The organism is Allorhizobium ampelinum S4 (assembly GCF_000016285.1).
Taxonomy (GTDB): Bacteria; Pseudomonadota; Alphaproteobacteria; order Rhizobiales; family Rhizobiaceae; genus Allorhizobium; species Allorhizobium ampelinum.
In genome coordinates, this window is record NC_011989.1 from 1215455 (window position 1) to 1238307 (window position 22853).

24 protein-coding genes are annotated in these 22853 nt (G+C 58.2%); 8 read left to right on the forward strand and 16 right to left on the reverse strand.

Going from position 1 to position 22853, the window contains the following annotated elements; all coding sequences use genetic code 11:
• Positions 1–49 precede the first annotated feature (49 nt).
• The 5 genes from AVI_RS05675 (at position 50) to era (ending at position 5733) form a co-directional block, all read left to right on the forward strand.
• On the forward strand, positions 50–2290 hold the full coding sequence (locus AVI_RS05675; RefSeq protein ID WP_015915453.1) for a RelA/SpoT family protein: 2241 nt from the start codon (positions 50–52) through the stop codon (positions 2288–2290).
• A 301-nt stretch (positions 2291–2591) separates the two neighbouring features.
• A complete protein-coding gene (locus AVI_RS29510) occupies positions 2592–2744 on the forward strand; it encodes a DUF3563 family protein (protein ID WP_015915454.1) in 153 nt (50 codons plus the stop codon).
• Positions 2745–3279: 535 nt separating this feature from the next.
• Positions 3280–4023 (forward strand): signal peptidase I, encoded by a 744-nt coding sequence (gene lepB / locus AVI_RS05680; protein ID WP_015915455.1) that lies wholly within the window; start codon positions 3280–3282, stop codon positions 4021–4023.
• Positions 4020–4739 (forward strand): ribonuclease III, encoded by a 720-nt coding sequence (rnc, locus tag AVI_RS05685; RefSeq protein WP_015915456.1) that lies wholly within the window; start codon positions 4020–4022, stop codon positions 4737–4739. The genes lepB and rnc overlap by 4 nt, the downstream gene beginning before the upstream one ends.
• A gap of 10 nt (positions 4740–4749) precedes the next feature.
• The gene (gene era, locus AVI_RS05690) at positions 4750–5733 is read left to right on the forward strand and encodes a GTPase Era (protein ID WP_015915457.1); all 984 of its coding nucleotides are present in this window, start codon (positions 4750–4752) and stop codon (positions 5731–5733) included.
• Between the two features lie 12 nt (positions 5734–5745).
• Here era and AVI_RS05695 read toward each other — a convergent pair whose 3' ends face one another.
• A complete protein-coding gene (locus tag AVI_RS05695; protein WP_244427785.1) occupies positions 5746–6846 on the reverse strand; it encodes an AbrB family transcriptional regulator in 1101 nt (366 codons plus the stop codon).
• 246 nt (positions 6847–7092) lie between these two features.
• Here AVI_RS05695 and recO point away from each other — a divergent pair, with 246 nt between their 5' ends.
• Entirely contained in the window at positions 7093–7887 is a 795-nt protein-coding gene (recO, locus tag AVI_RS05700) for a DNA repair protein RecO (protein ID WP_015915459.1), read from the forward strand.
• On the opposite strand, the gene AVI_RS29515 is transcribed toward recO, so the two are convergent.
• The 3 genes from AVI_RS29515 to AVI_RS05715 all read right to left on the reverse strand — a co-directional run bounded on the left by AVI_RS29515 (position 7806) and on the right by AVI_RS05715 (position 10100).
• A complete protein-coding gene (locus AVI_RS29515; protein WP_070167428.1) occupies positions 7806–8069 on the reverse strand; it encodes a hypothetical protein in 264 nt (87 codons plus the stop codon). The genes recO and AVI_RS29515 overlap by 82 nt on opposite strands.
• Positions 8070–8599: 530 nt before the next feature.
• Positions 8600–9451: an MOSC domain-containing protein gene (locus tag AVI_RS05710; RefSeq protein ID WP_015915461.1), complete on the reverse strand. Its 852-nt coding sequence runs from the start codon at positions 9449–9451 to the stop codon at positions 8600–8602.
• A gap of 4 nt (positions 9452–9455) precedes the next feature.
• On the reverse strand, positions 9456–10100 hold the full coding sequence (locus tag AVI_RS05715) for an HD domain-containing protein (protein ID WP_041697764.1): 645 nt from the start codon (positions 10098–10100) through the stop codon (positions 9456–9458).
• A gap of 360 nt (positions 10101–10460) precedes the next feature.
• Between AVI_RS05715 and AVI_RS05720 the strand changes: the two genes are divergently transcribed.
• Positions 10461–11081: an EF-hand domain-containing protein gene (locus AVI_RS05720; RefSeq protein WP_015915463.1), complete on the forward strand. Its 621-nt coding sequence runs from the start codon at positions 10461–10463 to the stop codon at positions 11079–11081.
• A gap of 215 nt (positions 11082–11296) precedes the next feature.
• On the opposite strand, the gene AVI_RS05725 is transcribed toward AVI_RS05720, so the two are convergent.
• From AVI_RS05725 to AVI_RS05755, 7 genes are all read right to left on the reverse strand, one after another.
• Positions 11297–11833, reverse strand: coding sequence for a tyrosine phosphatase family protein (locus tag AVI_RS05725; protein WP_015915464.1), 537 nt, complete (start codon positions 11831–11833; stop codon positions 11297–11299).
• Entirely contained in the window at positions 11830–12477 is a 648-nt protein-coding gene (locus AVI_RS05730; protein ID WP_015915465.1) for a YfbR-like 5'-deoxynucleotidase, read from the reverse strand. The genes AVI_RS05725 and AVI_RS05730 overlap by 4 nt, the downstream gene beginning before the upstream one ends.
• Position 12478: 1 nt before the next feature.
• A complete protein-coding gene (ygfZ, locus tag AVI_RS05735) occupies positions 12479–13318 on the reverse strand; it encodes a CAF17-like 4Fe-4S cluster assembly/insertion protein YgfZ (RefSeq protein WP_015915466.1) in 840 nt (279 codons plus the stop codon).
• Positions 13319–13495: 177 nt separating this feature from the next.
• Positions 13496–14272, reverse strand: coding sequence for a hypothetical protein (locus AVI_RS05740; RefSeq protein WP_015915467.1), 777 nt, complete (start codon positions 14270–14272; stop codon positions 13496–13498).
• Between the two features lie 17 nt (positions 14273–14289).
• Complete coding sequence (locus AVI_RS05745; protein ID WP_015915468.1) at positions 14290–14547, reverse strand: hypothetical protein; 258 nt, start codon at positions 14545–14547, stop codon at positions 14290–14292.
• Between the two features lie 99 nt (positions 14548–14646).
• On the reverse strand, positions 14647–15081 hold the full coding sequence (locus tag AVI_RS05750) for a TIGR02301 family protein (RefSeq protein WP_071204353.1): 435 nt from the start codon (positions 15079–15081) through the stop codon (positions 14647–14649).
• A 69-nt stretch (positions 15082–15150) separates the two neighbouring features.
• Positions 15151–15591, reverse strand: a complete 441-nt coding sequence (locus AVI_RS05755) for an NUDIX hydrolase (RefSeq protein WP_015915470.1) — start codon at positions 15589–15591, stop codon at positions 15151–15153.
• 90 nt (positions 15592–15681) lie between these two features.
• Between AVI_RS05755 and AVI_RS05760 the strand changes: the two genes are divergently transcribed.
• Positions 15682–16437, forward strand: a complete 756-nt coding sequence (locus AVI_RS05760; protein WP_015915471.1) for an SOS response-associated peptidase — start codon at positions 15682–15684, stop codon at positions 16435–16437.
• A gap of 23 nt (positions 16438–16460) precedes the next feature.
• On the opposite strand, the gene AVI_RS31015 is transcribed toward AVI_RS05760, so the two are convergent.
• The 5 genes from AVI_RS31015 to AVI_RS05780 all read right to left on the reverse strand — a co-directional run bounded on the left by AVI_RS31015 (position 16461) and on the right by AVI_RS05780 (position 22700).
• Positions 16461–16619, reverse strand: coding sequence for a hypothetical protein (locus AVI_RS31015; RefSeq protein WP_174089654.1), 159 nt, complete (start codon positions 16617–16619; stop codon positions 16461–16463).
• Between the two features lie 258 nt (positions 16620–16877).
• Complete coding sequence (locus AVI_RS05765) at positions 16878–17786, reverse strand: CDP-alcohol phosphatidyltransferase family protein (protein ID WP_015915473.1); 909 nt, start codon at positions 17784–17786, stop codon at positions 16878–16880.
• A gap of 37 nt (positions 17787–17823) precedes the next feature.
• Positions 17824–18522, reverse strand: a complete 699-nt coding sequence (locus AVI_RS05770) for a phosphatidylserine decarboxylase (RefSeq protein ID WP_015915474.1) — start codon at positions 18520–18522, stop codon at positions 17824–17826.
• Positions 18523–18643: 121 nt separating this feature from the next.
• Positions 18644–20530 carry an ABCB family ABC transporter ATP-binding protein/permease gene (locus tag AVI_RS05775; protein WP_015915475.1) on the reverse strand — a complete coding sequence of 629 codons (1887 nt, stop codon included), beginning with the start codon at positions 20528–20530 and terminating at the stop codon, positions 18644–18646.
• 178 nt (positions 20531–20708) lie between these two features.
• The gene (locus AVI_RS05780) at positions 20709–22700 is read right to left on the reverse strand and encodes an Ig-like domain-containing protein (RefSeq protein ID WP_015915476.1); all 1992 of its coding nucleotides are present in this window, start codon (positions 22698–22700) and stop codon (positions 20709–20711) included.
• Positions 22701–22853: the final 153 nt, after the last annotated feature.

Below are 22853 nucleotides of genomic sequence, written 5' to 3' on the forward strand. Positions count from 1 at the left end.
CGACCAGCGTTGTTGTGGCCTGATTTTCGATTGATGGAGTAGCCTTGGCATGATGCGGCAGTATGAGCTCGTGGAGCGGGTACAGAAGTACAAGCCCGATGCCAACGAAGCATTGCTCAACAAGGCCTATGTCTACGCCATGCAGAAACATGGCCAGCAGAAGCGAGCCAGCGGCGATCCCTATATTTCCCATCCGCTGGAAGTGGCCGCCATCCTCACCGAAATGCATCTGGACGAGTCGACTATCGCGGTTGCCCTCCTGCATGACACGATCGAGGATACCACGGCGACCAGGGCCGAAATCGACGAATTGTTCGGCGAGGATATCGGCCGGCTCGTCGAAGGCCTGACCAAGCTCAAGAAACTCGACCTCGTTACCAAGAAAGCCAAGCAGGCCGAAAACCTGCGCAAGCTGCTGCTGGCGATTTCCGACGATGTGCGGGTTCTGCTGGTCAAGCTGGCTGACCGCCTGCACAATATGCGCACATTGGAGCATATGCGCCCCGACAAGCGCGCCCGGATTTCCGAGGAAACCATGGAAATCTATGCGCCGCTGGCCGGTCGCATGGGCATGCAGGACATGCGCGACGAGCTGGAGGATCTGTCCTTCCGCTATATCAATCCCGAAGCTTACGAGACTGTTACAAAGCGGCTGGAAGAGCTTTCCCGGCGCAACGAAGGGCTGATCAAGAAGATCGAAGACGAATTGAGCGAACTGTTGGTCGCCAATGGCCTGCTCCAGGCCTCGGTGAAGGGGCGCCAGAAGAAACCCTATTCGGTGTTTCGCAAGATGCAGTCCAAATCGCTGTCCTTCGAGCAGCTTTCGGATGTCTACGGCTTTCGCATTCTGGTCGATGGCGTTGCGGCCTGCTATCGGGCGCTCGGCATTGTCCATACCCGCTGGCGGGTGGTGCCTGGCCGGTTCAAGGACTATATCTCGACGCCGAAGCAGAATGATTACCGGTCGCTGCACACCACCATCGTCGGCCCGTCGCGCCAGCGTATCGAGTTGCAGATCCGCACCCACCGCATGCATGAAATCGCCGAGTACGGCATCGCCGCCCACGCGCTCTACAAGGATGGCGAGGGGGGGGGCGAAGGCGAGCTGCTGTCGCGCGAAAGCAATGCTTATTCCTGGCTGCGTCATACCATCGAGGCTCTGGCGGAAGCCAACAATCCGGAAGAGTTTCTTGAGCACACCAAGCTGGAACTGTTCCAGGACCAGGTCTTCTGTTTCACTCCGAAGGGCAAGTTGATCGCCCTGCCGCGCGGCGCCACGCCGATCGACTTTGCCTATGCCGTTCATACCAATATCGGCGATACCACCGTCGGCGCCAAGATCAATGGCCGGATCATGCCGCTGGTCACCCGTCTGGCCAATGGCGACGAGGTGGAGATCATTCGCTCCGGCGTGCAGGTGCCGCCGGCGGCCTGGGAAGAGATCGTCGTCACGGGCAAGGCCCGCGCCGCCATCCGCCGGGCCACCCGCATGGCGATCCGCAAGCAATATTCCGGCCTCGGCTACCGAATCCTCGAGCGCACGTTCGAGCGTGCCGCTAAGACCTTTTCCCGCGAGATCCTGAAACCCGTTCTGCACCGACTGGGCCATAAGGATGTCGAGGACGCCATCGCGGCAGTCGGTCGCGGCGAAGTGTCTTCGCTTGATGTGCTGCGCGCCGTATTCCCTGATTACCAGGACGAGCGTGTTACGGTAAAGCCTGCCATGGACGATGGCTGGTTCAATATGCGCTCGGCCAGCGGCATGATGTTCAAGCTGCCGCAAGGCAAGAAGGCAACTGACGCCGCAAAGCCTGCCGATGGCAGTCTTGCGGAGGAGTTGGATCCACTGCCGATCCGAGGGCTCGCTGGTAATCTCGAAGTGCATTTCTCCGCAGCCGGTGCCGTTCCCGGCGACCGGATTGTCGGCATCATGGAAGACGGCAAGGGGATCATCATCTATCCGATCCAGGCGTCTGCCTTGCAGAAATACGATGATGAGCCGGAACGCTGGATCGACGTCCGCTGGGATCTGGATGAGGCCAACAAATCGCGCTTCCATTCCCGCATCCTTATCAATGCCATCAACGAGCCGGGTACGCTGGCCAAGGTGGCGCAACTGATTGCCGGGCTGGACATCAATATCCGGCTTCTGTCCATGATGCGCGTCGCTGCCGATTTCACCGAAATGGCCTTCGATCTGGATGTCTGGGATCTGCGACAGCTCAACCAGCTTTTGTCGCAGCTGAAGGAGCTGGATTGCGTGGCAACCGCCAAGCGGGTCTATGACTGAGGCTTGGATTGCCAACTTCGATTGAAATTATGCTGCCGATACAAAGCGGTACAGCGTCATCGCTGCGTTTTATAACACGCACGGCGCTGTAAATGCTCACTGTCCGCTTCGTCGGTGCTGCCAATGTTTTGACATCGGAGCCTTGTTTCTGATCAAATTTCGTGCAGATTCTGGCTAAATTCCGCGGTTTTTAACGATGCCATGCATTATGCGCATGGCTGGCAACGCGCCTTGTCTCTGGTTCTTTGTGCAGTGCACTCGTATATTGAGGTCATCGAAACAAACACAGAGAGATAAGACGATGTTTGGTCCTATTCGCAAATTTGCCCGCGCCCTGCGCGTCCCGACTGCCCAGGAACGTGAAATGGCTTACCTGAACGCTGCCCATGACCGCCTCGACCTGGAATATCGCCAGCGCGAAATCGATGGTGGCCTGTTCCGTCGCATCCGTTAATCGCTATACGCCGGGCGCATGGCTGACCTGTGAAATCAGCTATGCCGGGTGAAGCGGAATTGGATGATGAAAAAGATGGTCGCGGTCTTGCCGGGGCTTGTGAATGAAAGACGAGGCAAATCCAGCCACGTCGAGTTTCCTGATACGGGACCATCATCTTTGGGTGGTCTCGCCGACGAACGAGATGCGTTCGGGTGCTGCTTGATATCAAATCAGCTCATATCAAATTTTTATTCCTGATGTTTTTCCGGGAATAAGCTCGCCTCCGTAACCGTTATATATCTTGGCCAGGTGTTTAACTTGGATTGCTTGGTTTATCGGCTGCGCATCGGCAGCACTGTGATGAAGACCGACGACCCCGACCTATGCCGCCTTTTTCTCGTAAGCCTCGTTTCTCAATGATAATTGTCTGATCCGTGTGCGCTCCTGTCGTGTTATCGGGACGCAAGCGCGTGATGCAACGGTTTTGCCGTTGCCGGTTCGGCCTGAAACGACTAGAGAAACGTCAGACTGACGAATTATGAAAGAGACCGGCGTGACGGATAAAGTCGAAAAGAAGCAGAATGCCCTTTGGGAGAACATCAAGGTCATCATTCAGGCGCTGGTGCTTGCCATGGTGATCCGCACCGTGCTGTTCCAGCCTTTCACCATTCCGTCCGGCTCGATGATGCCGACGTTGCTGGTGGGTGATTATATCTTCGTCAACAAGTTCTCCTACGGCTATTCGAAATATTCGCTGCCTTTTTCCCTCGATCTGTTCTCCGGCCGTATTCTGGCGAGTGAGCCCAAGCGCGGCGATGTCGTTGTCTTCCGCTTTCCGCCCAATCCTGACATCGATTATATCAAGCGCCTTGTCGGCCTGCCGGGCGACCGTATCCAGGTGACCGATGGCGTGTTGCTGGTAAACGGCAAGCCGATACCGAAAGTGCCGGACGGAACCTTCACCTCCGATTACCGGATGGATGCCGGGCGCGACGTGCCGGTCTTCCGCGAAACGCTGGATAATGGCGTCAATTACGACACGCTGGATGAAATCCAGAATTCGGCTGGCGATAATACGCGTGAATTCACCGTTCCCGCCGGTCATTACTTCATGATGGGCGACAACCGCGACAATTCCGCTGATAGTCGCTTCGACGTGGGCATGGTTCCAGCTGAAAACCTGGTCGGCCGTGCCTCGGTGATCTTCTTCTCGCTTGGCAACAATACGTCCTTCCGTGAAATTTGGAAATGGCCGTCCAATATGCGGTGGGACCGTTTGTTCAAGGTTGTTCAATGAAGGCTCCCAAGGCCCTGACTGCTGAAGAACGCGAAAAAGTGGAGGCCGTGATCGGCTACCACTTTATTGGCAAGGAACGGCTGGATAAGGCGCTGACCCATTCCAGTGCGAGGCCCGCCAAGGGTAGCGATTATGAGCGCCTGGAATTCCTGGGCGACCGGGTGCTTGGCCTTTGCGTGGCCGAGCATTTGTTCAAGGTGTTTCGCGCTGCCACCGAAGGTGAGTTGTCGGTGCGGCTGAACCAATTGGTCAGCGCGGAGACCTGTGCGGCGGTGGCCGATGAAATTCAGCTGCATCGCTATATCCGCACCGGTGCCGACGTCAAAAAGCTGACAGACAAGAATATGCTGAATGTGCGGGCCGATGTGGTGGAAAGCCTGATTGCCGCCATTTATCTTGATGCCGGGCTGGAAGCGGCGCGTGCCTTCGTGTTGAAGTTCTGGGCTGAGCGTGCCTCCCGGCAGGATGCCGGTCGGCGTGACGCAAAGACCGAGCTACAGGAATGGGCACACGCGAAATTTGCCGTGACACCTGTCTATCGGGTTGCGGACCGCTCTGGACCGGATCATGATCCCAGCTTCACGGTCACGGTTGAAATCGGCAAGCTGGAGCCGGAAACCGGAATTGACCGGTCGAAGCGCGCCGCAGAACAGGCGGCGGCGACCCGGTTGCTGGAAAGAGAAGGCGTGTGGACGAGATCCACCGCCTCAGATTGATTGGATGACAATGACCGAGCATGAAAACCAACCGACTGGCGATGGCCAGATCGCAGACACCGTCGCTGGCACCGTGGCTGAAGATGCGGCTGTGGTTCGGCCGACCCATTCTGGCTTCGTTGCCTTGATCGGTCCCACCAATGCCGGCAAGTCGACCCTGGTGAACCGGTTTGTTGGTGCCAAGGTGTCGATCGTCAGCCACAAAGTGCAGACGACGCGCGCCGTCATGCGCGGCATTGCGATCCATAACAATGCACAGATCGTCTTCATGGACACGCCCGGCATTTTCAAGCCACGCCGCAAGCTGGACCGCGCCATGGTGACATCCGCCTGGGGCGGGGCCAAGGATGCTGACGTGATCCTGTTGCTGATCGACAGTGAACGCGGATTGCGCGGCGATGGCGAAGCCATTCTGGAAGCATTGAAAGATGTGCATCAGCCGAAAATCCTCGTGCTGAACAAAATCGACCAGGTGCGTCACGAGGATCTGCTGAAACTGGCCTCGACGGCCAACGAGGCAGTGAAGTTCGAGCGCACCTTCATGATCTCCGCCACCAACGGTTCCGGCTGCCAGGACGTGATGGATTATCTGGCCGATTACCTGCCCGAAGGCCCCTGGTATTATCCTGAGGATCAGATTTCCGACCTGCCGATGCGTCAACTGGCGGCGGAAATCACCCGCGAAAAACTCTTCCTGCGCCTGCATCAGGAATTGCCCTATTCTTCTCATGTCGAAACCGAGAAATGGGAAGAACGCAAGGATGGCTCGGTCAGGATCGAGCAGGTGATCTATGTCGAGCGCGACAGCCAGAAGAAGATCGTGCTTGGCAAGAATGGCGATGCCATCAAGTCGATCTCCACCAGTTCGCGCAAGGAAATGTCGGAAATTCTCGAACAGACGGTTCACCTGTTCCTATTCGTGAAAGTCCGTGAAAACTGGGGCAACGATCCCGAACGATTCCGCGAAATGGGCCTGGAATTTCCGAGGGACTAACCGCTTTTCGGGTTATTGCTTGATCCGGTTGGCGATGAACTTTGAAATCGACGGGCCGAGCGCCAGGATCATCAGGAAGCGTGCCGTTTGCAGGGCCAGCACGAAGGGCAGGTCCACATGGGTGGTGGCGGCAATGATCGCCACCGAATCCAGCCCGCCCGGGCTGGTGGCGAGATAGGCGGTCAGCGGATCGACACCGAGAAGATACCACAGCAGAAAAGCCAGACAGCCGCCAAAGGAAATCAGGATCAGGATCGATAGGGCAACCTGTGGTGCAGCCTTAGCGGCATGCAGCAAAAGTCGGCGGCTGAAGGCCAACCCGATGCGCCATCCGACCATGGCATAGGCCACGGCGAGCAGCCAGAGCGGCAGTTCGATCTTCACCAGTCCGAAAGAATTCAGCACGGCCATGACCAGCATGGGCACCAGCATCGTGCCTGCGGGGATTTTCAGATAGTGACCAGCGGCAGTGGCCGCAGCGGTAATCGCCAGCGTCAAGGCCAGCGCTTGCCAATCAGTTTCAGGAAAAAACACCAGGGGCGGCGGCTCCGCTCCGGCGATATTGAAGACGAAGGCGGCCATGGCCGCAGCCGCCGAGGCCACGCAGACCACCCGCAGATATTGCATGAAGGCAACCAGCCTTGGGTCGGCGCCGTAAGCCTCCGCCATCAGCACCATAGCTGAGGCCGCTCCGGCGGAACTGCCCCAAACCGCTGTGGTCCCCGGCAGAACCTGGCGCTTCGCCATGATGTAGCCGAGCAGCGAACTGAGGGCGATCACCGACAGGGTCGCGCCGATAAACAGCGGCCAATCCTGCAAGAACCGCCGCAGGATATCGCCATTCAGCGATTCGGCGATCATGCAGCCCACCAGCGCCTGGGCGGCGATATAGGGTGGGCGCGGCAGGGAAAGTCTTGCGCCATTGGTGGCAAACACGATAGCGGCGATCATCGGCCCAAGCAGAAGCGCTGCCGGGAAACGGACATATTCCAAAGCCCCGGCGACCAGCAGCGACAAGAGCAGTAGCAGTATCCATTTGAGCGCGGATGGAAGCGCTGTCAGCCGACCATCGCCCAAGGCGGGTTCGGTGTTTTTCGTGTCCATTGGGGTCATGTCATGCCGTCTTGCGGGATCTGAACCAGGGATACGGCGCTGAAGTGAAGCATGCCGCAGGTTAAAAAGGGCGGGTTTTGTATAGGGCGATCTTCTTCTCAACGCCATGTTAAATTCTGGCACGAAGACTATCGCATGGCTGCCATGCTTCCATCGGCCATAAGAATAGCGGGCTTGGAACCAGATCAAGGGGAATATCCCGATTTTTTACGGGCGAACATCATCGCTCTGGTATAAAAACAATCTATGGAATGGACCGATCAGGCAATTGTGTTGGGTGCGCGCAGGCATGGCGAAACCAGCGTCATTGCCGAAATGATGACATTGGCGCGGGGCCGCCATCTCGGTCTGGTGCGGGGCGGGCGATCACGCACCATGCAGCCGGTGTTGCAGCCGGGCAATGTCGTGGAAGTCACCTGGCGGGCGCGGCTGGAAGAACATCTGGGCGATTTCCGCGTCGAGCCATTGCAGTTGCGAGCCGGTCATCTGATGAGTTCGGCCACGGCGGTCTATGGCGTGCAGGCGCTTGCGTCTCTGCTGCGGCTGCTGCCGGAGCGCGAGCCGCATGGGCATCTGTATGAGGCGATGAATATTATTCTCGATCACCTGCATGAACCCGCGTCGGCAGGCGAATTGTTCATCCGCTTTGAACTGGCAATCCTGAACGATCTTGGTTTCGGCTTGGACTTGACAGCCTGCGCAGCCACCGGTGGGCGTCAAGATCTGGTTTTCGTCTCGCCGAAAACGGGAAGAGCGGTTTCCCACGCCGCCGGTCTGCCCTATGCGGATCGCCTTCTTACTCTTCCGGTTTTCCTGCAACCGGAGCCATTAGTCGGTAAAGACAAACAGGCGGATGCGCAGGCCCTGCAACAGGCCTTCCGGCTGACCGGTTATTTTCTACAAAGACATGTGTATGAACCGCGCGGGCTCACGGCTGGAGCCGCGCGCGATGGTTTCTGTCAGGCGGCGCTGAAAGCCTTGGAGACGCCGGATGAGATTGCGCTCGGTGGAGCTGCCCCGAAACCGGTGAGGGTGCCATAGGCATTCTCGTCAGACTTTTTCATATGCGTGCGGATGGCGCGTTGCAGTTCGGTGACATTGCTATAAACGCCTCCATCCAGATCAATGACTGGAAATTTCACGGCGATAAATTTGACCCGGTTGCCTTCCGGGACGCTGATTCCAACCGGCACACCGGCATATTCGATAACTTGTTTTTCCATAGTCATATCCCCGCCCGCTTTGATACGCAGGCCAATAGTCGATCAATTGTGGTGTCTTGTTTTAAGAACGCGTCACATTCGACAGCAAATGAAAGACATCATCATAACGCCTCTCACGCCAAGCGGGCATAGATGCGAGGAGCGCGCCGCATGGTGCGATAGTCTGCGCATATGCTTTACCTCCTTGCCAGGGAGCCGGTTATGGAACCGGCTCTAGATTGAACACGTGTCGATGGATGTCCTGTCCGATTGACAGATCCTGGTAGCGTGTATCACCACCTTGCCGACAGCGTTGAAGGTAAGATCAATGGGTCGATCCGTCAATGGCGCTCCAATCAAAAACAAAATATATTTTTGTGATCGATTGAATATGAAGGTTTCATGGCAAAATGAATCCCACATGCCCCATTTCGGAAAATAGCGTTCGCATTGCGGCAAAATCTGCGCAGTCGCAAAAAGTCAGAAAAAATTCCCGCTAAAATTGAAATATTGGATTTTTATGCAAAATATCTGTCGGTTAAGAGAACCGTTTACCGGCGTTTCCTAAGTTCGATGCCTTCCGGTCGCCTTTCCAGCACCTCGACAGTATCGCCAAGGCGCAGTGTGCCGATGGCGCGGGGAACAGCGTTCCAGCCGAACAGCGGACCGGGAACGCGCTTATCGCCTGACATTCGAAGCCGTCCCATGGCAGCAAGCGGCGAGGGGCCGGAGCGCGACCCAGTCTTTTGATCTTGTGTTGTCATGATACAGCGGGCGCAGGGCTTGACGAGATCGAAGCGTAATCCGCCGATGGCGATGCTGGCCCATTGGTCTTCCTCCCAGGGCAGTGCGCCGTCGATGACGATATTGGGCCGGAAGCGGTCCATGGCAACCATGCCTTCCCCATGGGATTCCATATCGGCATTCAGCGCGTCGAGCGAGGCTATCGTGGTGATCAACACCTGATAGCCATCGGCAAAGGTGACGGGCGTGTCTGGTCCGGCCCAGTCTGCATTGGCCAGGCGCGAGGCCCGTTCATCGAACAGAACTAGTTCGAGCGGCCTGCCGAACCATTGCGACAAGGTGTCGTTGACGGTGGGATCAGCCAAGGCCGAATCAACCAATGACCGCCAGACCGTGACCGGCTTGCGGGTGCTAAAATTTTCCAGGGGCATGCTGATGTTGCTGCTATCATCGAGTCGCAGGTGTAAAAATGTGTCATCCAGCTGAACGTCCAACTGCGCCAGTTTCGGCAGCTCTCGTTGGGTGACGAAATGCCCTGAGGGCTCCACCAGCATCAATTGGCGGTCGCGGCTAAGCCCCTCGGGACGAATGTCGGCTTGGCCCAGGGCGATGCCCCGCGCGCTTTTTAAAGGATAGATGCAAAGGTCTGAGAGAAACATCGAATCAGATCTCCTCAAGAAAATCGCTGAAAATTGCCTGGAGGCGGGCATGGCGCTCATGCGCCATCTGTTGCCCGGTCGGGGTCTGGAAGCCATCCGCCAGCTTGAAAAGCTTGGTCTGAAAATGGTCGATGGCAAAGCGCTTGTCGTCCAGCGGGCGTTGTAAGGCCTTCGGATCGGCTGGATCGTAAAGGCCGGAGCCGAGCCGCCCGGCAATGTAGAAACAGCGCGCCGCCCCGACCACCCCGATGGCATCCAGCCGGTCGGCGTCTTGCAGAATTTTTGCTTCCAGCGTTTCGGGGGCAAGATTGGCCGAAAAACTATGGGTGAGGATTGCGTGGGAGACTGCTTGGATGCTGCTCGCTGGCCATTGTCTGTCGTCAGCCAGGATTGCTTCAGCTTTCTTTGCGGCAAGGCGGGACGCATCCGCACGGTTGGGTGCGTTCTTTTCCATGGAGACGCAATCATGCAGCAGCACGGCAGCGGCAAGAACCTGACTGTCGCCGCCTTCGATCGCGTGAATGCGCATGGCGTTTTTGAACACGCGCAAAATATGGGCAGCGTCATGCGAGCCGTCATTGCCCTCAGTGGCATGCGGCAGGAGCCATTTGGCAAGATCGTCATGAGGGGCGAAGGCTGTGGTGATCATCGGGGCATCTTCTCGGAGGGAATCACTCGGTTCTGCTGTATCATTGCCCAAATCCATTGAGATTGAAGGATAAATCCACCCTCAAATCGCATGATTTTGCGATGGTGTTAGCGGTGGGCAAAGTCGTACAAAAATAAGCAATTTTTCGTGATTCTGTGTCACCGTATCTGAGCTCTTTTTAACTCAACCTCTAGAAAACCCAAGATTTTCAGGGTAATTATTCGGCCCATACAAATTATCACCTATAACAATTGCCTTTTGACTAAGATCCCCAAATCACGATAGTCATCGCGCAGCGCCGTCCTGTCTCGCGTTTAAATGGCGCTATAAAAATAGAAACAACCTAGACAGGGGTTTTCAATGACGAGCGTTTCTTCAGCGTCTCTTTCGTCGGTGTCGTCTTACAACGTCGGCTCGACATCAAGCCTGGACACCAATAGTGATGGTGTCGTTTCTGCGGAAGAACAATCCGCGGGATCTACCCGGACCCAGGATCCAACCGTTTTGAGCGATAGTGCCGCCAACAGCACATCCTCGCAGCTTTCCAGTGATATGATGGCCATGGTTCTGGCCCGTGGCGACAGCTCTTCTACCGACCAGAATTCAACCAAGTCCATCGACACTGATAGCGATGGAAAAGTAACCAAGGAAGAATTTGTCAACGCACGTCCAGAGGGTGCGTCGGAAGAAGATTCGACCAAGATGTTCGAGGCCATCGACTCGGATGATGCTGGCTATGTGACCGAAGACCAGCTGCAGTCCGAGACTAAAATGCCTCCTCCGATGATGATGGGCGGTATGGGTGGTATGGGCGACATGCAGAGCCTTAGCAGTATGATGTCCGGTGACAGCAGTGGCAGTGAAGACAGCATGTCCATGGATGATGTGTTCAGCCAGATGAGCTCGGTTATCAATGCCTATCGTTCCGCTGGCGGCACTGCCGACGAAACCGATACGACCGGACAAACCGCCGCTGCCTGACGGGCTGCTACGGCACCCGGCCATCCCGGTGCAGGACTTTGGAGCTCATCGTTCTAGTACTGAGACTGGGAGAACATTATATCAGCCATGAGGCTGAATGCTGCCCTGAAGGGCCGCTACTTGCAAACAAACGGCATGGAGACATGATGCCTATGCCGATTGAACCCATTCGGGCTTTATCAATCTATCCCTTCTTTATTCCCCGCAACGCTGATTTATAGATCTCTCGGATCGGCTGCGAGAACCGGCAGCACAAACGGCGCATTGCCATCGGCGTCCTGGCCACGGCCTAGTTTTTTCATCGCCGCAACGAAGCGCCCCCCGCGTGAAAGCAAGGTATCGGCAATCTCCACCATCCGGATATTGGGCGTCGCAAAAGGCGACGCGGCCCGCAAGCCTAGCGCCAGGACTTCCTCGTCCTGTTCGGGATGCAACGCGAGACTGGCAATCAAGGCCGCAGCTGGAGAGCGTGATACCCCCATCCAGCAATGGATCAGCAGCGGCGCAGTCCGGTCCCAATCCTTCACAAAATGAATGATCTGTTCCACATGCACATCTTGCGGGGCGATGAGATCGCCTTTACCGGCAAAGGTAATATCGTTCAGCGCAAGCGTCAGGTGGCGGTCCGGTGAAATCACTGCGGGGCGATGAAAATCCTGCCCCTTGGCCAGCAGGCTGATCATCTCTTTCGCCTTGTGGCGCACCGCCATCTCAGCAAGGCGGGCCAGCGGGCTGACGACGAAATAGCTCATGGCGCACCCGTACCGGATTTTTTGTGATTTTCCGCCTCACGCAGCCGCTCGATGGCGTCAAAACGATCCGCGAATTGCCGCTGCGCTTCAATGGCTGGCATAGGGCTGAGCGGCAGCATGTCGGCGGTTATATGGCGCGGCTGGCCGAAGATCCGCACGGCTTCCGCGCTGGTAAATCCGGCAAGCTCGGTGGCCTCGAAATAGGCGGCGATGCTATCGGCTTTCTTGATCAGGCTTTTCAGGCTGGCCGTGGGATGCGAGGGCAACCCAAACCGCAGATGGATGGCCGCCTCCAGCCGCTTTTCGACCAGCTTATAGCCGCCGCCCACCACCGCCTTGAAGGGCGAGATCATGTCGCCGATCACATATTCCGGGGCATCGTGCAGCAAGGCCATTTGCAGGTCGTTGGCATTGTATTTGCTATTGCAGCGGCGAAAAATCTCTTCAACCACAAGGCTGTGCTGGGCCACGGAAAAGGCATGGTCGCCAACCGTCTGGCCATTCCAGCGGGCGACGCGGGCCAGGCCATGGGCAATATCGGAAAGCTCGACATCAAGCGGTGATGGATCGAGAAGATCGAGGCGACGGCCCGACAGCATCCGCTGCCAAGCCCGCGCCGATATCGGAGGAGGGGCGGCGGGCATGTCAGTCCTCGTCTGACGCGGCAGGAAAATCCAGGCCGGTCCAGGCGGGCAGGTGCAGACGCACGGCTTGATCACCGGCCAGAATAGGTGTGCCGTTTGCCATCGCATCGCCAGTGCGGTCAATGCGCAGGATCGCCAATCCGATGGTGTCCAAAACCGTGCCGAGTGTGCCAAGCGGCTTACCATCGGCACGAAGCTCGGTGCCGGTTGCGGGCAGGGCTGTGTCAGCAGAAACGATGGCGATCCGGCGGCGGGCCATCTTGCGGTGATGCATACGTGACACCACTTCCTGGCCTACATAGCAGCCCTTCTTAAACGAAACGCCGCCATTGAGATCAAGCAGCACGTCGTGCGGATAGGCATCCTGAAGCGGATAGTCGAGCCCCGCTTCGGCCACCCCGGCCTTGATTCGCAGCGCTGTATAAAGCCTGATATCATCCCCAGCCGAGTTGACGCGACCCGGCACGCGCCAGACCGTTTCACCGGCAGCAGCGAAACGACGATCCTGAAAAGCTCCGGTCGGCACGTTGTCCCAGATCACCGTGACTCCGGAAAATTCAGCGGGGGTTAGGGTCACGGCGGCGCGCAGCTTGTAGAGCGTCAGGCGGCGCAGCAGGGCCTCCTGCTCGTCAGATGCCACCTCCAGCAGATAACCATCGGCCAGCGGATAGACCAGCATGTCAAACAGGATCTTGCCCTGGGGGGTCAGCAATGCTGATGGGGCGGCTTGCCCAGGTTCGATAAGGCCGAGATCCGCTGTCAGCAAATTGTTGAGAAAATGCGCGGCCTCTGCTCCAGCGACCTTTAGAAAAGCCCGGTTTTCAAGAAAAACGGCTGGCATGAGACGATCCAATCACATCTTACGAAACCACGGCGGCATTGGGCGAAGCCGTGGATTGCACATTTTTCTCGTCAGCAAAATCGATTGCCGCGAGGTGAGATACCTTGACGCCGTTTGCCTTGTCGGGAAAAGCGGGTTGGGCTTTTCCCTGACAACTTTAAGGCAAACATTCGGCCATCAATCGCCTGCCGTGAAGAATTTCCATTTGCCGTCGGGTGCAATGCCGATGCGGAAGAAATTGTAATTGCCAACTTCCAGCATGTTTTCAAAATCGCCCGCTGTCACCAGCCGCAGCAATTCCACCTTTTCCGGTGGGGTCAGCGTTGTCAGCGGCTTTTCGGCGAAATAGGGCCAGACATAGGCTTCCTCCGGGGTGCCGGCATTGACATGGACGAAGCCGGTCGACAGCACGTCCAGCATGATGGCCAAGACTTCAAGCCCGTCGGGGTCGCCTGAAACGCTCTTGATCGTCTGGATCGGGTCGCCATTGTCATTGCCAAGTGCCAGCGCCGTCGGATCGTTGCCGCCCGCCAGAAGCGCGCGCAACCGTTCCGGATCGCCGGAGGCTGCGGCTTCCACCAGCTTTTCGCGCAGTTTGCGCACCGGTTCAGGCGCTTTGCTGATATCGTAGATCACCTCAACAGGTGTGTGCGGGGCCGCTTCGGCAGCCGCACCCTTCGCCTTGTCGGCGGGTGTTGCCTGCTGTGGTTCGGCGCTGGGCGCGCTCTTCGGATCGGAGGTGCTGTCGGTTGGCAGGCCCGGCTGCTGGCCGGTTTGCGGTTGCTGCCCCTGCTGCGCCGCATCCTTGGCGCCGCCCTGCAATTCCGACAGAGCGAAACTGCTGCCCGGCAGAGCGATAACGGCAATGCTTGCCATCCAGCCGCAGACCAACATTGTTTTTACATTGTTCTTGAGACCGGTCGCCTTTGCTCCGGTCTGGCATGCCTTGCGCATCTTATTGCCTCTGAAACTTACTGAACACTTCGCTTGGGAGAAAACTCACCGGCCAGCATGCGGGCACGCAAAGACTCCAACATGGCTTCCGCACCATCTTCACCATGAATGCGGATGGTTTCGCGCATGGCCAGTGCAATGGCCGCATCGGCAATGATTTCCGGTTCGATACCGTCAGCCATGCCATCGGCCCATGCCTCGTTCTGATATTCGAGGGCAGCCTGCATCTTTTCATGAACGATCATGTCGTCAATCTCGTTGCGGCGTGGTTCCATTCTGCATGTCCTCGAAGCGGTACTTACTCAGTTGTTAACGACTCTATCAGTGTTTTATCAAAACGACACGGGCGAATGCTAAATCGGATGAATTATTGGTTAATTTCCAAAGCGCGCCGTCATTTCCCGAACAAGTGTTGCGCCTTCAGCACGATACTGGCTTTCTGCCACCCGAGCGGCGGAAGTGCAAGAGGGATGGACTGCGGCAAAGGCCCGATAACCACGGTTATAGGCCGCTGTCAGCATCTGCTTGCGGACCGGTTCAGTGCCTGCATCGAGTGCGATGAGCTTTTCGGCGACAGCCCGCCATTGCTGCTCCGGCTGGCCCGCGCAGAGATTGCGCAGATAGGTCACGGTTCCCAGGATTTCCGAGAGCCGGTTCAACTGTCCGTCATAGGGCGTTGCCTGTTGCGCAGGCGTTGCAGCCTCGCCGGGCAGCTTTGCTGGAGGTGCGACATTTGCCGCTGCCGCAAGTCCCGCCATAAGGACGGACACGGTACAGAGGGCAGGAAAAAGCAGGATTGGTCGGGTCATGCATATCCGTGGCATATGTGGCGGGGTCGCCGGGATTAACGTCAACGTTATCACGATTCCCGCCTTCGTTTACGCTGCTTTACCGCAAGCCACCAGCTTTTCCACGCAGTCACGCACGCTGGGTGGCGCGGGCAGATCCAGGATTTCTGCCAGGCTATACCAGCCCAGCGCAGCGGCGTCGCTTTGGGCGACCGCTGCCGCCGCCGGATCGTCCAGGGTGACGAGGAAAACGGAAAGCCGGAAGTGATGGTGACTGGGGCCGCCCGGGTCCGGGTAGAGGTCGTAGCTGGCAAACAGACTGGGTGCATGGGCCGATAGCCCGGTCTCCTCTTTCAGTTCGCGCAAGGCGGTCTCTTCCGGTGTTTCGCCGGGTTCGCCACGCCCGCCAGGAAAAGCGTAGAGATCGGCGGCGGGTGGTTTCGACCGCTTGACCAGCAGCAGCTTGCCCTGCCGGATCACGATGGCGGAGGAGGCGGGGGCGAAAAAAACCGGGACGGGTTGCTCGGTCATGCGGTGCTCGTTCTGTTTGCTGACCCGATGCCTCAGGCCGTCGTTGTAAGGTCGCTTGACGATAGGCTCTGTGACTGCGAAGACAAGACCATGTGTGGACGTTTTGCCCTGACCGTGACACCGGACGAGATCGTGGAGGCCTTTGGTCTGCACGAACTTGAAGCCTTTCCGCCCCGGTTCAATATTGCTCCGACCCAGCCGATTCTGACGGTTGGCAATGGGGAGGTGCCGATGGTGGGTAGCAACTTGCCGAGCAGGCGGGCGCTGCTGGTGCGCTGGGGTTTTCTGCCCGGCTGGGTGAAAGACCCGAGTGATTTTCCACTGCTGATCAATGCGCGCTCTGAAACGGCGCAAACGAAGGCGTCGTTTCGCGGTGCCATGCGCCATCGCCGTGTTTTGATCCCGGCCTCCGGCTTTTACGAATGGTATCGGCCAGCAAAGGAAAGCGGTGAAAAACCGAAGGCTTACTGGATCCGCCCCACCCAGGGCGGTATTGTCGCGTTCGGTGGTCTGGTCGAAACCTTTGCCGCCGCTGATGGATCTGAAATCGATACCGGCGCCATCCTGACCACCAGTGCCAATCGCTCCATTCGAGCGATCCATGACCGCATGCCTGTCGTGATCGGCCCGGAGGATTTCGAGCGTTGGCTGGATTGCAAGCGCCAGGAGCCACGCCATGTCGCTGATCTGTTGAAACCGGCAGGCGAGGACATGTTCGAAGCCATTCCGGTTTCCGACAAGGTCAACAAGGTCGCCAATACCGGCCCGGATGTGCAGGTCCGCGTCGAAAACCCGATGCCGAAAGCCGAGACACAATCGCCTTCGGAACAGCTATCGCTGTTTTGAACGGTATTGGAAAAAGGACGTCCTCAAGCGACTTTCTTGATCGGCGCTCGCTTCAACATCAGAGCGGCGGCAATCACCGCTTTCAGACCGATCGGGCGGTAATTGTCGCTCAATTCCGGCTTGGCCGGTTGCGGCGCTTCTTTTGCTTGCAGGAAGGCGGGGGCTTGCAGGGGGGCGGGCATGATGTTCTCCAAAGTGTTTCCATTGCGGCCTGTCAGGTTTGCTTGCAACCTGAGGGACACGCATTTCCCTTGTTTCAGTCTGTCCTTATCGAGAAAATCGGATTGCGTTTTTCCCGTGACAAACTCCCGAACAGTCGTTTTCCTGACTGCTCAGGTTGAGAGATCATGACACTTTCGTGAACAATGCAAATTAATTTAAATCAAAGACTGCTACTTTTCGTGAGTCTGTTTTACAATTTCCAGTTTTAAAGGCCTGTTTCAAAGGCCTCGGTCCATTCCGGCGCCGTGATGGTCGTCGTGGTCTTCCATGACGGTCAAGGTGCCGTATTTCCGCTTCCAGGCACGGGCGCCGAAGGGCAGGGAGAGGAGATAGACAATAACCGTCACCGACAGCACTTCCCAGGTGAAGCTCATCAGCAGGGCGACATAGAGCACCACGGCGATCGTCAGGGGCAGAACCAGATCGCGGCGGACTTTCTTTTCAGATTTGCCGGACCAGACCGGCAAGCGGCTGATCAGCAGGAAGGCGATCAGCATCGTATAGGCTGAGGACGCAAAGGCAAATCCGGGCGTGGCTTCCACACCCAGAAAGCCGAGATAGATCGGCAGCATGACCAGAAGCGCACCAGCCGGTGCCGGAACGCCGACGAAATAGGCGTTTTGCCAAGGGGCCTTGATGGCGCGCTCGTCCATCACGTTGAAGCGGGCAAGCCGCAGGCCTGCTGATATCGCAAAGATCAGCGCAGCGATCCAGCCGAAGGACCGGGCCTGGTCGAGAATATAGACATACAGAACCAGACCGGGCGCCACGCCGAAATTGACGATATCGGCAAGCGAGTCCATCTGTGCGCCGAATTTCGATGTGGCTTTCATCAGGCGGGCGATGCGTCCGTCGATGCCATCGAGAAAAGCGGCGACCAGCACCATGCCGACCGCAAGCTCGAAACGTCCTTCGAAGGCCAGGCGGACGCCGGTCAGACCGGCGCATATGGCCAAAACGGTAATCAGGTTCGGAATCATCAACCGCAGGGGGATTTCCCGCAGCCGAGGCCCGCGTGAAGCCTCGTTGACCTCCTGCTGGCCCGGCTGATTCTCATCCGCCTGAGTTTTCGGTCCCTCATGCTCTTGCGAAGGGTGTGCCTGATGCTGCGGCGTGTCGCTGGTCATGGCTGGCCTGTCTCCGTTATGGCTTGCAAAAATCGTCTCAGCTGCGGCGGCTGATGACCGGGCCCTTTGCCGAACCATATTCCGCGATCACGGTTTCACCGCCAATCGAACGCTGGCCAACCGCGACGCGGGGCTCGGCGCCGGCTGGGAGGTAGACATCCAGTCGCGAACCGAAGCGGATCAGACCGAAACGCTCGCCCACGCCGAGTGCCTGGCCCGGCACCGACCAGCACAGGATGCGGCGGGCTACGAGGCCTGCGATCTGCACCACGCCGATAGCGCCGCGCGGGCCGTCGATGACCAGCGAATTGCGCTCATTGTCGGTGCTGGCCTTGTCCAGTTCGGCATTCAGGAAACTGCCTTCGCGGTAGACAACCTGGCGGATTGCGCCGCGTACCGGGGCGCGATTGATATGGACATCGAAGACATTCATGAAGATCGAGATGCGCAACATCGGGTCGCTCGACAGCTGCAATTCTTCCGGCGGGATGACCATCTGGATCATCGACACGCGGCCATCGGCAGGGCTGACCACCAGATCGTCATCCTGCGGGGTGAGGCGCTCTGGGTCGCGGAAGAAATAGGCGCACCATAGTGTCAGCAGCAGGCCGACCCAGAACAGCGGCTCCCAGATCCATCCGAGCACCAGCGACCCGACGAAGAAAGCGCCGACAAAAATATAGCCTTCCTTATGCACGGGGACGAGGGTATTGCGGATCGTATCGAACAAGGACATCGGTAGGACTTCTCCTGAAAACTCTATTGATGACGTGACTACCGCGAAACGTGTTCAGGGGCAATGCCGGGCCTGATTGAGGCCCCTCACGGGAAAGCCGCCGCACTTTTATACATGCCGATCACACAGCAGGCGGCAGGCGCGTGACCACACCGAGATCGTCGCTTTCGCGCACCTGGCGCAGATGCTCTTCTGCCTGGGTCGCCTCCCGCTGCCGGTTCCACATCGAGGCGTAAAGGCCGTTTTGGGCGAGAAGTTCCGCATGGGTGCCACGCTCGGCGATTTCGCCTGCTTTCAAAACGATGATTTCGTCGGCACCGATCACGGTCGATAGCCGGTGGGCAATAACCAAAGTGGTGCGATTTTGCGATACAATGTCGAGGGCCGCCTGGATATCCTGCTCGGTCGTGGTGTCGAGCGCCGAGGTTGCCTCGTCGAGAATGAGGATTGGCGGTGATTTGAGTACGGTGCGGGCGATGGCGACACGCTGTTTTTCGCCGCCCGACAGTTTCAGGCCCCGCTCACCGACCATGGTTTTGTAGCCCTGCGGCAGTTCACGGATCGAGCGGCTGATCTGGGCAATGTCGGCGGCGGCTTCCATCTCGGCGTCGCTGGCCTCAGGCCTGCCATAACGGATATTATAGGCGATGGTATCGTTAAACAGCACCGTATCCTGCGGCACCATGCCGATGGCAGCGCGCAGCGAGGTCTGCGTGATGTCACGCACATCCTGCCCGTCGATGCGGATCGCGCCCTGCTGCACATCGTAAAACCTGTAGAGCAGCCGCGAAATCGTCGACTTGCCGGCGCCGGATGGGCCGACGACGGCAACCGTCTTGCCCTCCGGCACGGTGAAGGAAATCCCCTTCAGGATCGGCCTTGCCGGGTCATAGGCGAAATGCACGTTTTCGAAGGTGATGGCGCCCTTGGCGATGGCAAGCGGTTTGGCATCGGGCGCGTCACGTACTTCCGGCTCTACCGCCAGAAGGTCGAACATCTGTTCGATATCGGTCAGGCCCTGGCGGATTTCACGGTAGAGCATGCCAATAAAATTTAGCGGGACGGAAAGCTGCAACAGCAGCGCGTTGACGAAGACGAAATCGCCGATGGTCTGCTCGCCGCGCTGTACGGCCAGTGCCGAAAACACCAGCATCACCGTCATGCCCACACCGAAGATCAGCCCCTGGCCGAAGTTCAGCCAGCCGAGAGAGGTCCAGACCTGGGTGGCAGCCTTCTCGTAACGGGCCATGGATGCATCGAAGCGGCGGGCCTCCATGTCTTCATTGCCGAAATATTTGACCGTCTCGAAATTCAACAGCGAGTCGATGGCTTTGACATTGGCATCCGTGTCGCTGTCATTCATGGCGCGGCGAATGGCGATGCGCCAGTCCGAAGCCTTGACCGTGAACCAGACATAGACGGCGACGGTGACGGCGGTGATCGCCAGATAGGAAAACCCGTAGCCCCACCAGAAAATCACCGCTGTCAGGGCAAATTCGATCAGCGTCGGGATGGAGTTGAGAATGGTGAAACGGACGATGGTCTCGATGCCCTTGGTGCCGCGCTCGATGATCCGCGACAGCCCGCCGGTCTTGCGCTCCAGATGGAAGCGTAGCGACAATTGATGCATGTGCAGAAAGGTTATATGGGCCAGCCGCCGCACGGCATATTGGCCGACGCTGGCAAACAGCGCGTCGCGAAACTGGTTGATGCCCATCTGCACGATGCGGGCGAGATTATAGGCAATAACCAGCATGACCGCTGACAGCATGAAGGCAGGCAGCAGGCCGGTCGCATCCATCTTGCCATTCAGCGCGTCGGTGGCCCATTTGAAATAATAGGGCACCAGCATCAGCACGAGCTTGGCGATCACCAGAAACAGGCTTGCCCAGACCACCCGCATTTTCAGATCGAGGCGCTCGGCTGGCCACATATAGGGCCAGAGATTGACGATGGTGCGCCACGGATTACTGCTCTCGGCCGAAACCGTTTTGACTTTCTGATGCATGCTTTATGTCCTGCGCGCGGGCTGGTGGAAGCGCGGTCCGTTCCCGAAGGAGGCGCCCGGAAGAGGCGGCAAAAAAGAGGCGGCCCTGAGGCCGCCTTTGTTATGTGCTGATATAGGCAATGCTGACGAAAGAGGCAAGGACTTGGAAACATTCGTCTGCCCTTGCCGGCATTTCAGCCTATCGCTTGTGCTCCAGCATCCATTTACGATGGATTTTTTCGGCTTCGTCATCCGGCATGGATTGATCGGGCACGGTGAAGGTCTGGCCCGGCTCGATCAGGTCGGGATTGCTGATCTGTTCGGCATTGGCGACATAGATCGTCGTGTAACGCACGCCCTGGCCATAGACTCGCCGGGAAATCTGCCAGAGCGTATCGCCCCGGCGGATGATCACCGCATTCTTGCTTTCGGTCAGCGGCGCCTGGCTCAGCACCGGCGGCGATGTACCATCGGCTGGCGCCAAGGTCGGTGCCGGGTTTTGCGTCGCTGCGGCTTGCGCAGCGGCAATTTTGGCCGGCATGGGTTCCAGCGCCGCATCGACAAGCGACTTGAGGGTCGGCAAGGCATTGGCCATCGCCGTGACCGACGCCGTCGGCACTTGCTTGAGGACCACGAGTGCCTTGTCAGCCTGGTCTGCCATGCGCGCCATGAAGGCGCTGGCGGTCTGGTCCGTGCTGGGGGTCGGGCGGAAATCCGCAACTGCTTTCAGGGCAAATTCCAGCGCCGAACGCGATGCCGCCAGGCTTTCCAGCGTCGGTGTCTTGCCATCGGCAAACAGGTTGCTAAGCAGCGTGAAGGACTTGGCCAGTGTATCGCGCTGCCGATCAAACAGGTTGCTATCGACGGTGGCCGGGCTGACGGTGCTGCCGGCGCCGCCGGGCTGGGCTTCCGGTGCGACAACCGCAACCTGATCGCCTTCCGGCCGGTTGAACGGCACCGACGCGCGCAGTGTGACCCTGCCATTGGCATCCTTCAGATCGACGCTGATGATATGCTGGCCGATGGAAAGCGGCATCTGGCCTTCGACCACGAAATGCCCCTTCTGGTCGACATCCGCCGAGCCGATCTGCTTGCCATCGGCATAGGCGGTCACGGTGCGGCCCTTCTGGGCGTTGCCTGCCACGAAAATCTTGTCGCCTTCAAGCTCGACCGCGGTAATCTGCAAATCGGCAGCGGACAGGGATGGGCTGGACGCAGACCCGGGGGATGTCATCGGTGTAGAAGGCGTGGCTGCGGCGACGCGGCCCTGCTTGTCGACGCCATTGATCTGTTCAGGAGCCTGTGGCTGGCTCTGATCCTTTGGCGAGACTTGATCCTGTTGCGGGCCACTGATCAGCCGGCTGGCTTCGCCGGGCTTGGTCACCATGGCCAGCACGTCACCGGATGGATCGGCCGGGACGGAAACCGTGGCTTGCTCCTCAGACCCGATGGTCTTGCCTTCCTTGGTCGTGGCTTTCAAATCCAGAGAATGATCGCCGGGCGACAGAGGCTTGTCGAGTACGATGGCGAAATCACCGTTTGGAGAGGCGGTGGCGCTGGCAATATTGCTGGAGCCGTCATGGACCTCGACCTTGGCACCCGGTGCCGCGCTGCCGGCGATCACAGTCGAGCCGTCTTTTTCAACGCGCAGCACATCAAAACGCGGCATGTCTGGATCGATAGCCACTTCCGGTTCACCGCGCATGGCCCGACCGATATTGGCGATCATGGCGGCGGCATCCTGCGGGGAGGCGGGCAGTTTGGCGATCAACTGCAAGGCATGGGCAGCCGAGGCCTTTGCCTTGGTGAGGCTGTCTACAAGGCCTGCTTCGATCCCGGCGGGAAGATCGGCATCCGATAGGGCTTTCAGGGCTGTCAATGCAGCAATACGGGCTGTGGCGTAAAGTTCGGGTGCCGGGGTTTTCTGATCGGCAAACAGATTTTCCAAAGCGGCCACCGATTGCTCTGCGGCCTTGGTCAGACGCTGCATCTTGGCGGCGGCCTGGCCATCGGGGGCAGGCGTGGGTGAGGAAGGCCCGGACGCTTCGGGCGCTGCCGCCTGTTCAGCCGGGGCAGCAGGTGTTTCTGCCGTCTTCTTTGTGCCGCCAATTTGCGGAAGCACGAAAAACACCATCAATACTGTCGCAATGGCAAGCACGCCGAGAGCCAGCCAACCGGCACGGTTTTTCATAGTCCAACGTCTCCGGGCGGATTATTCCGCCATATCCCTTGAAACTGATAGAGCGCCATGGCGTATGAATACCCCATGAAGGACGCCCAAAAGTTTTGTCCCCACTGCATGACCCAGCTCAAAACCGCAGACCGCTGCGGTACTACGGACTTG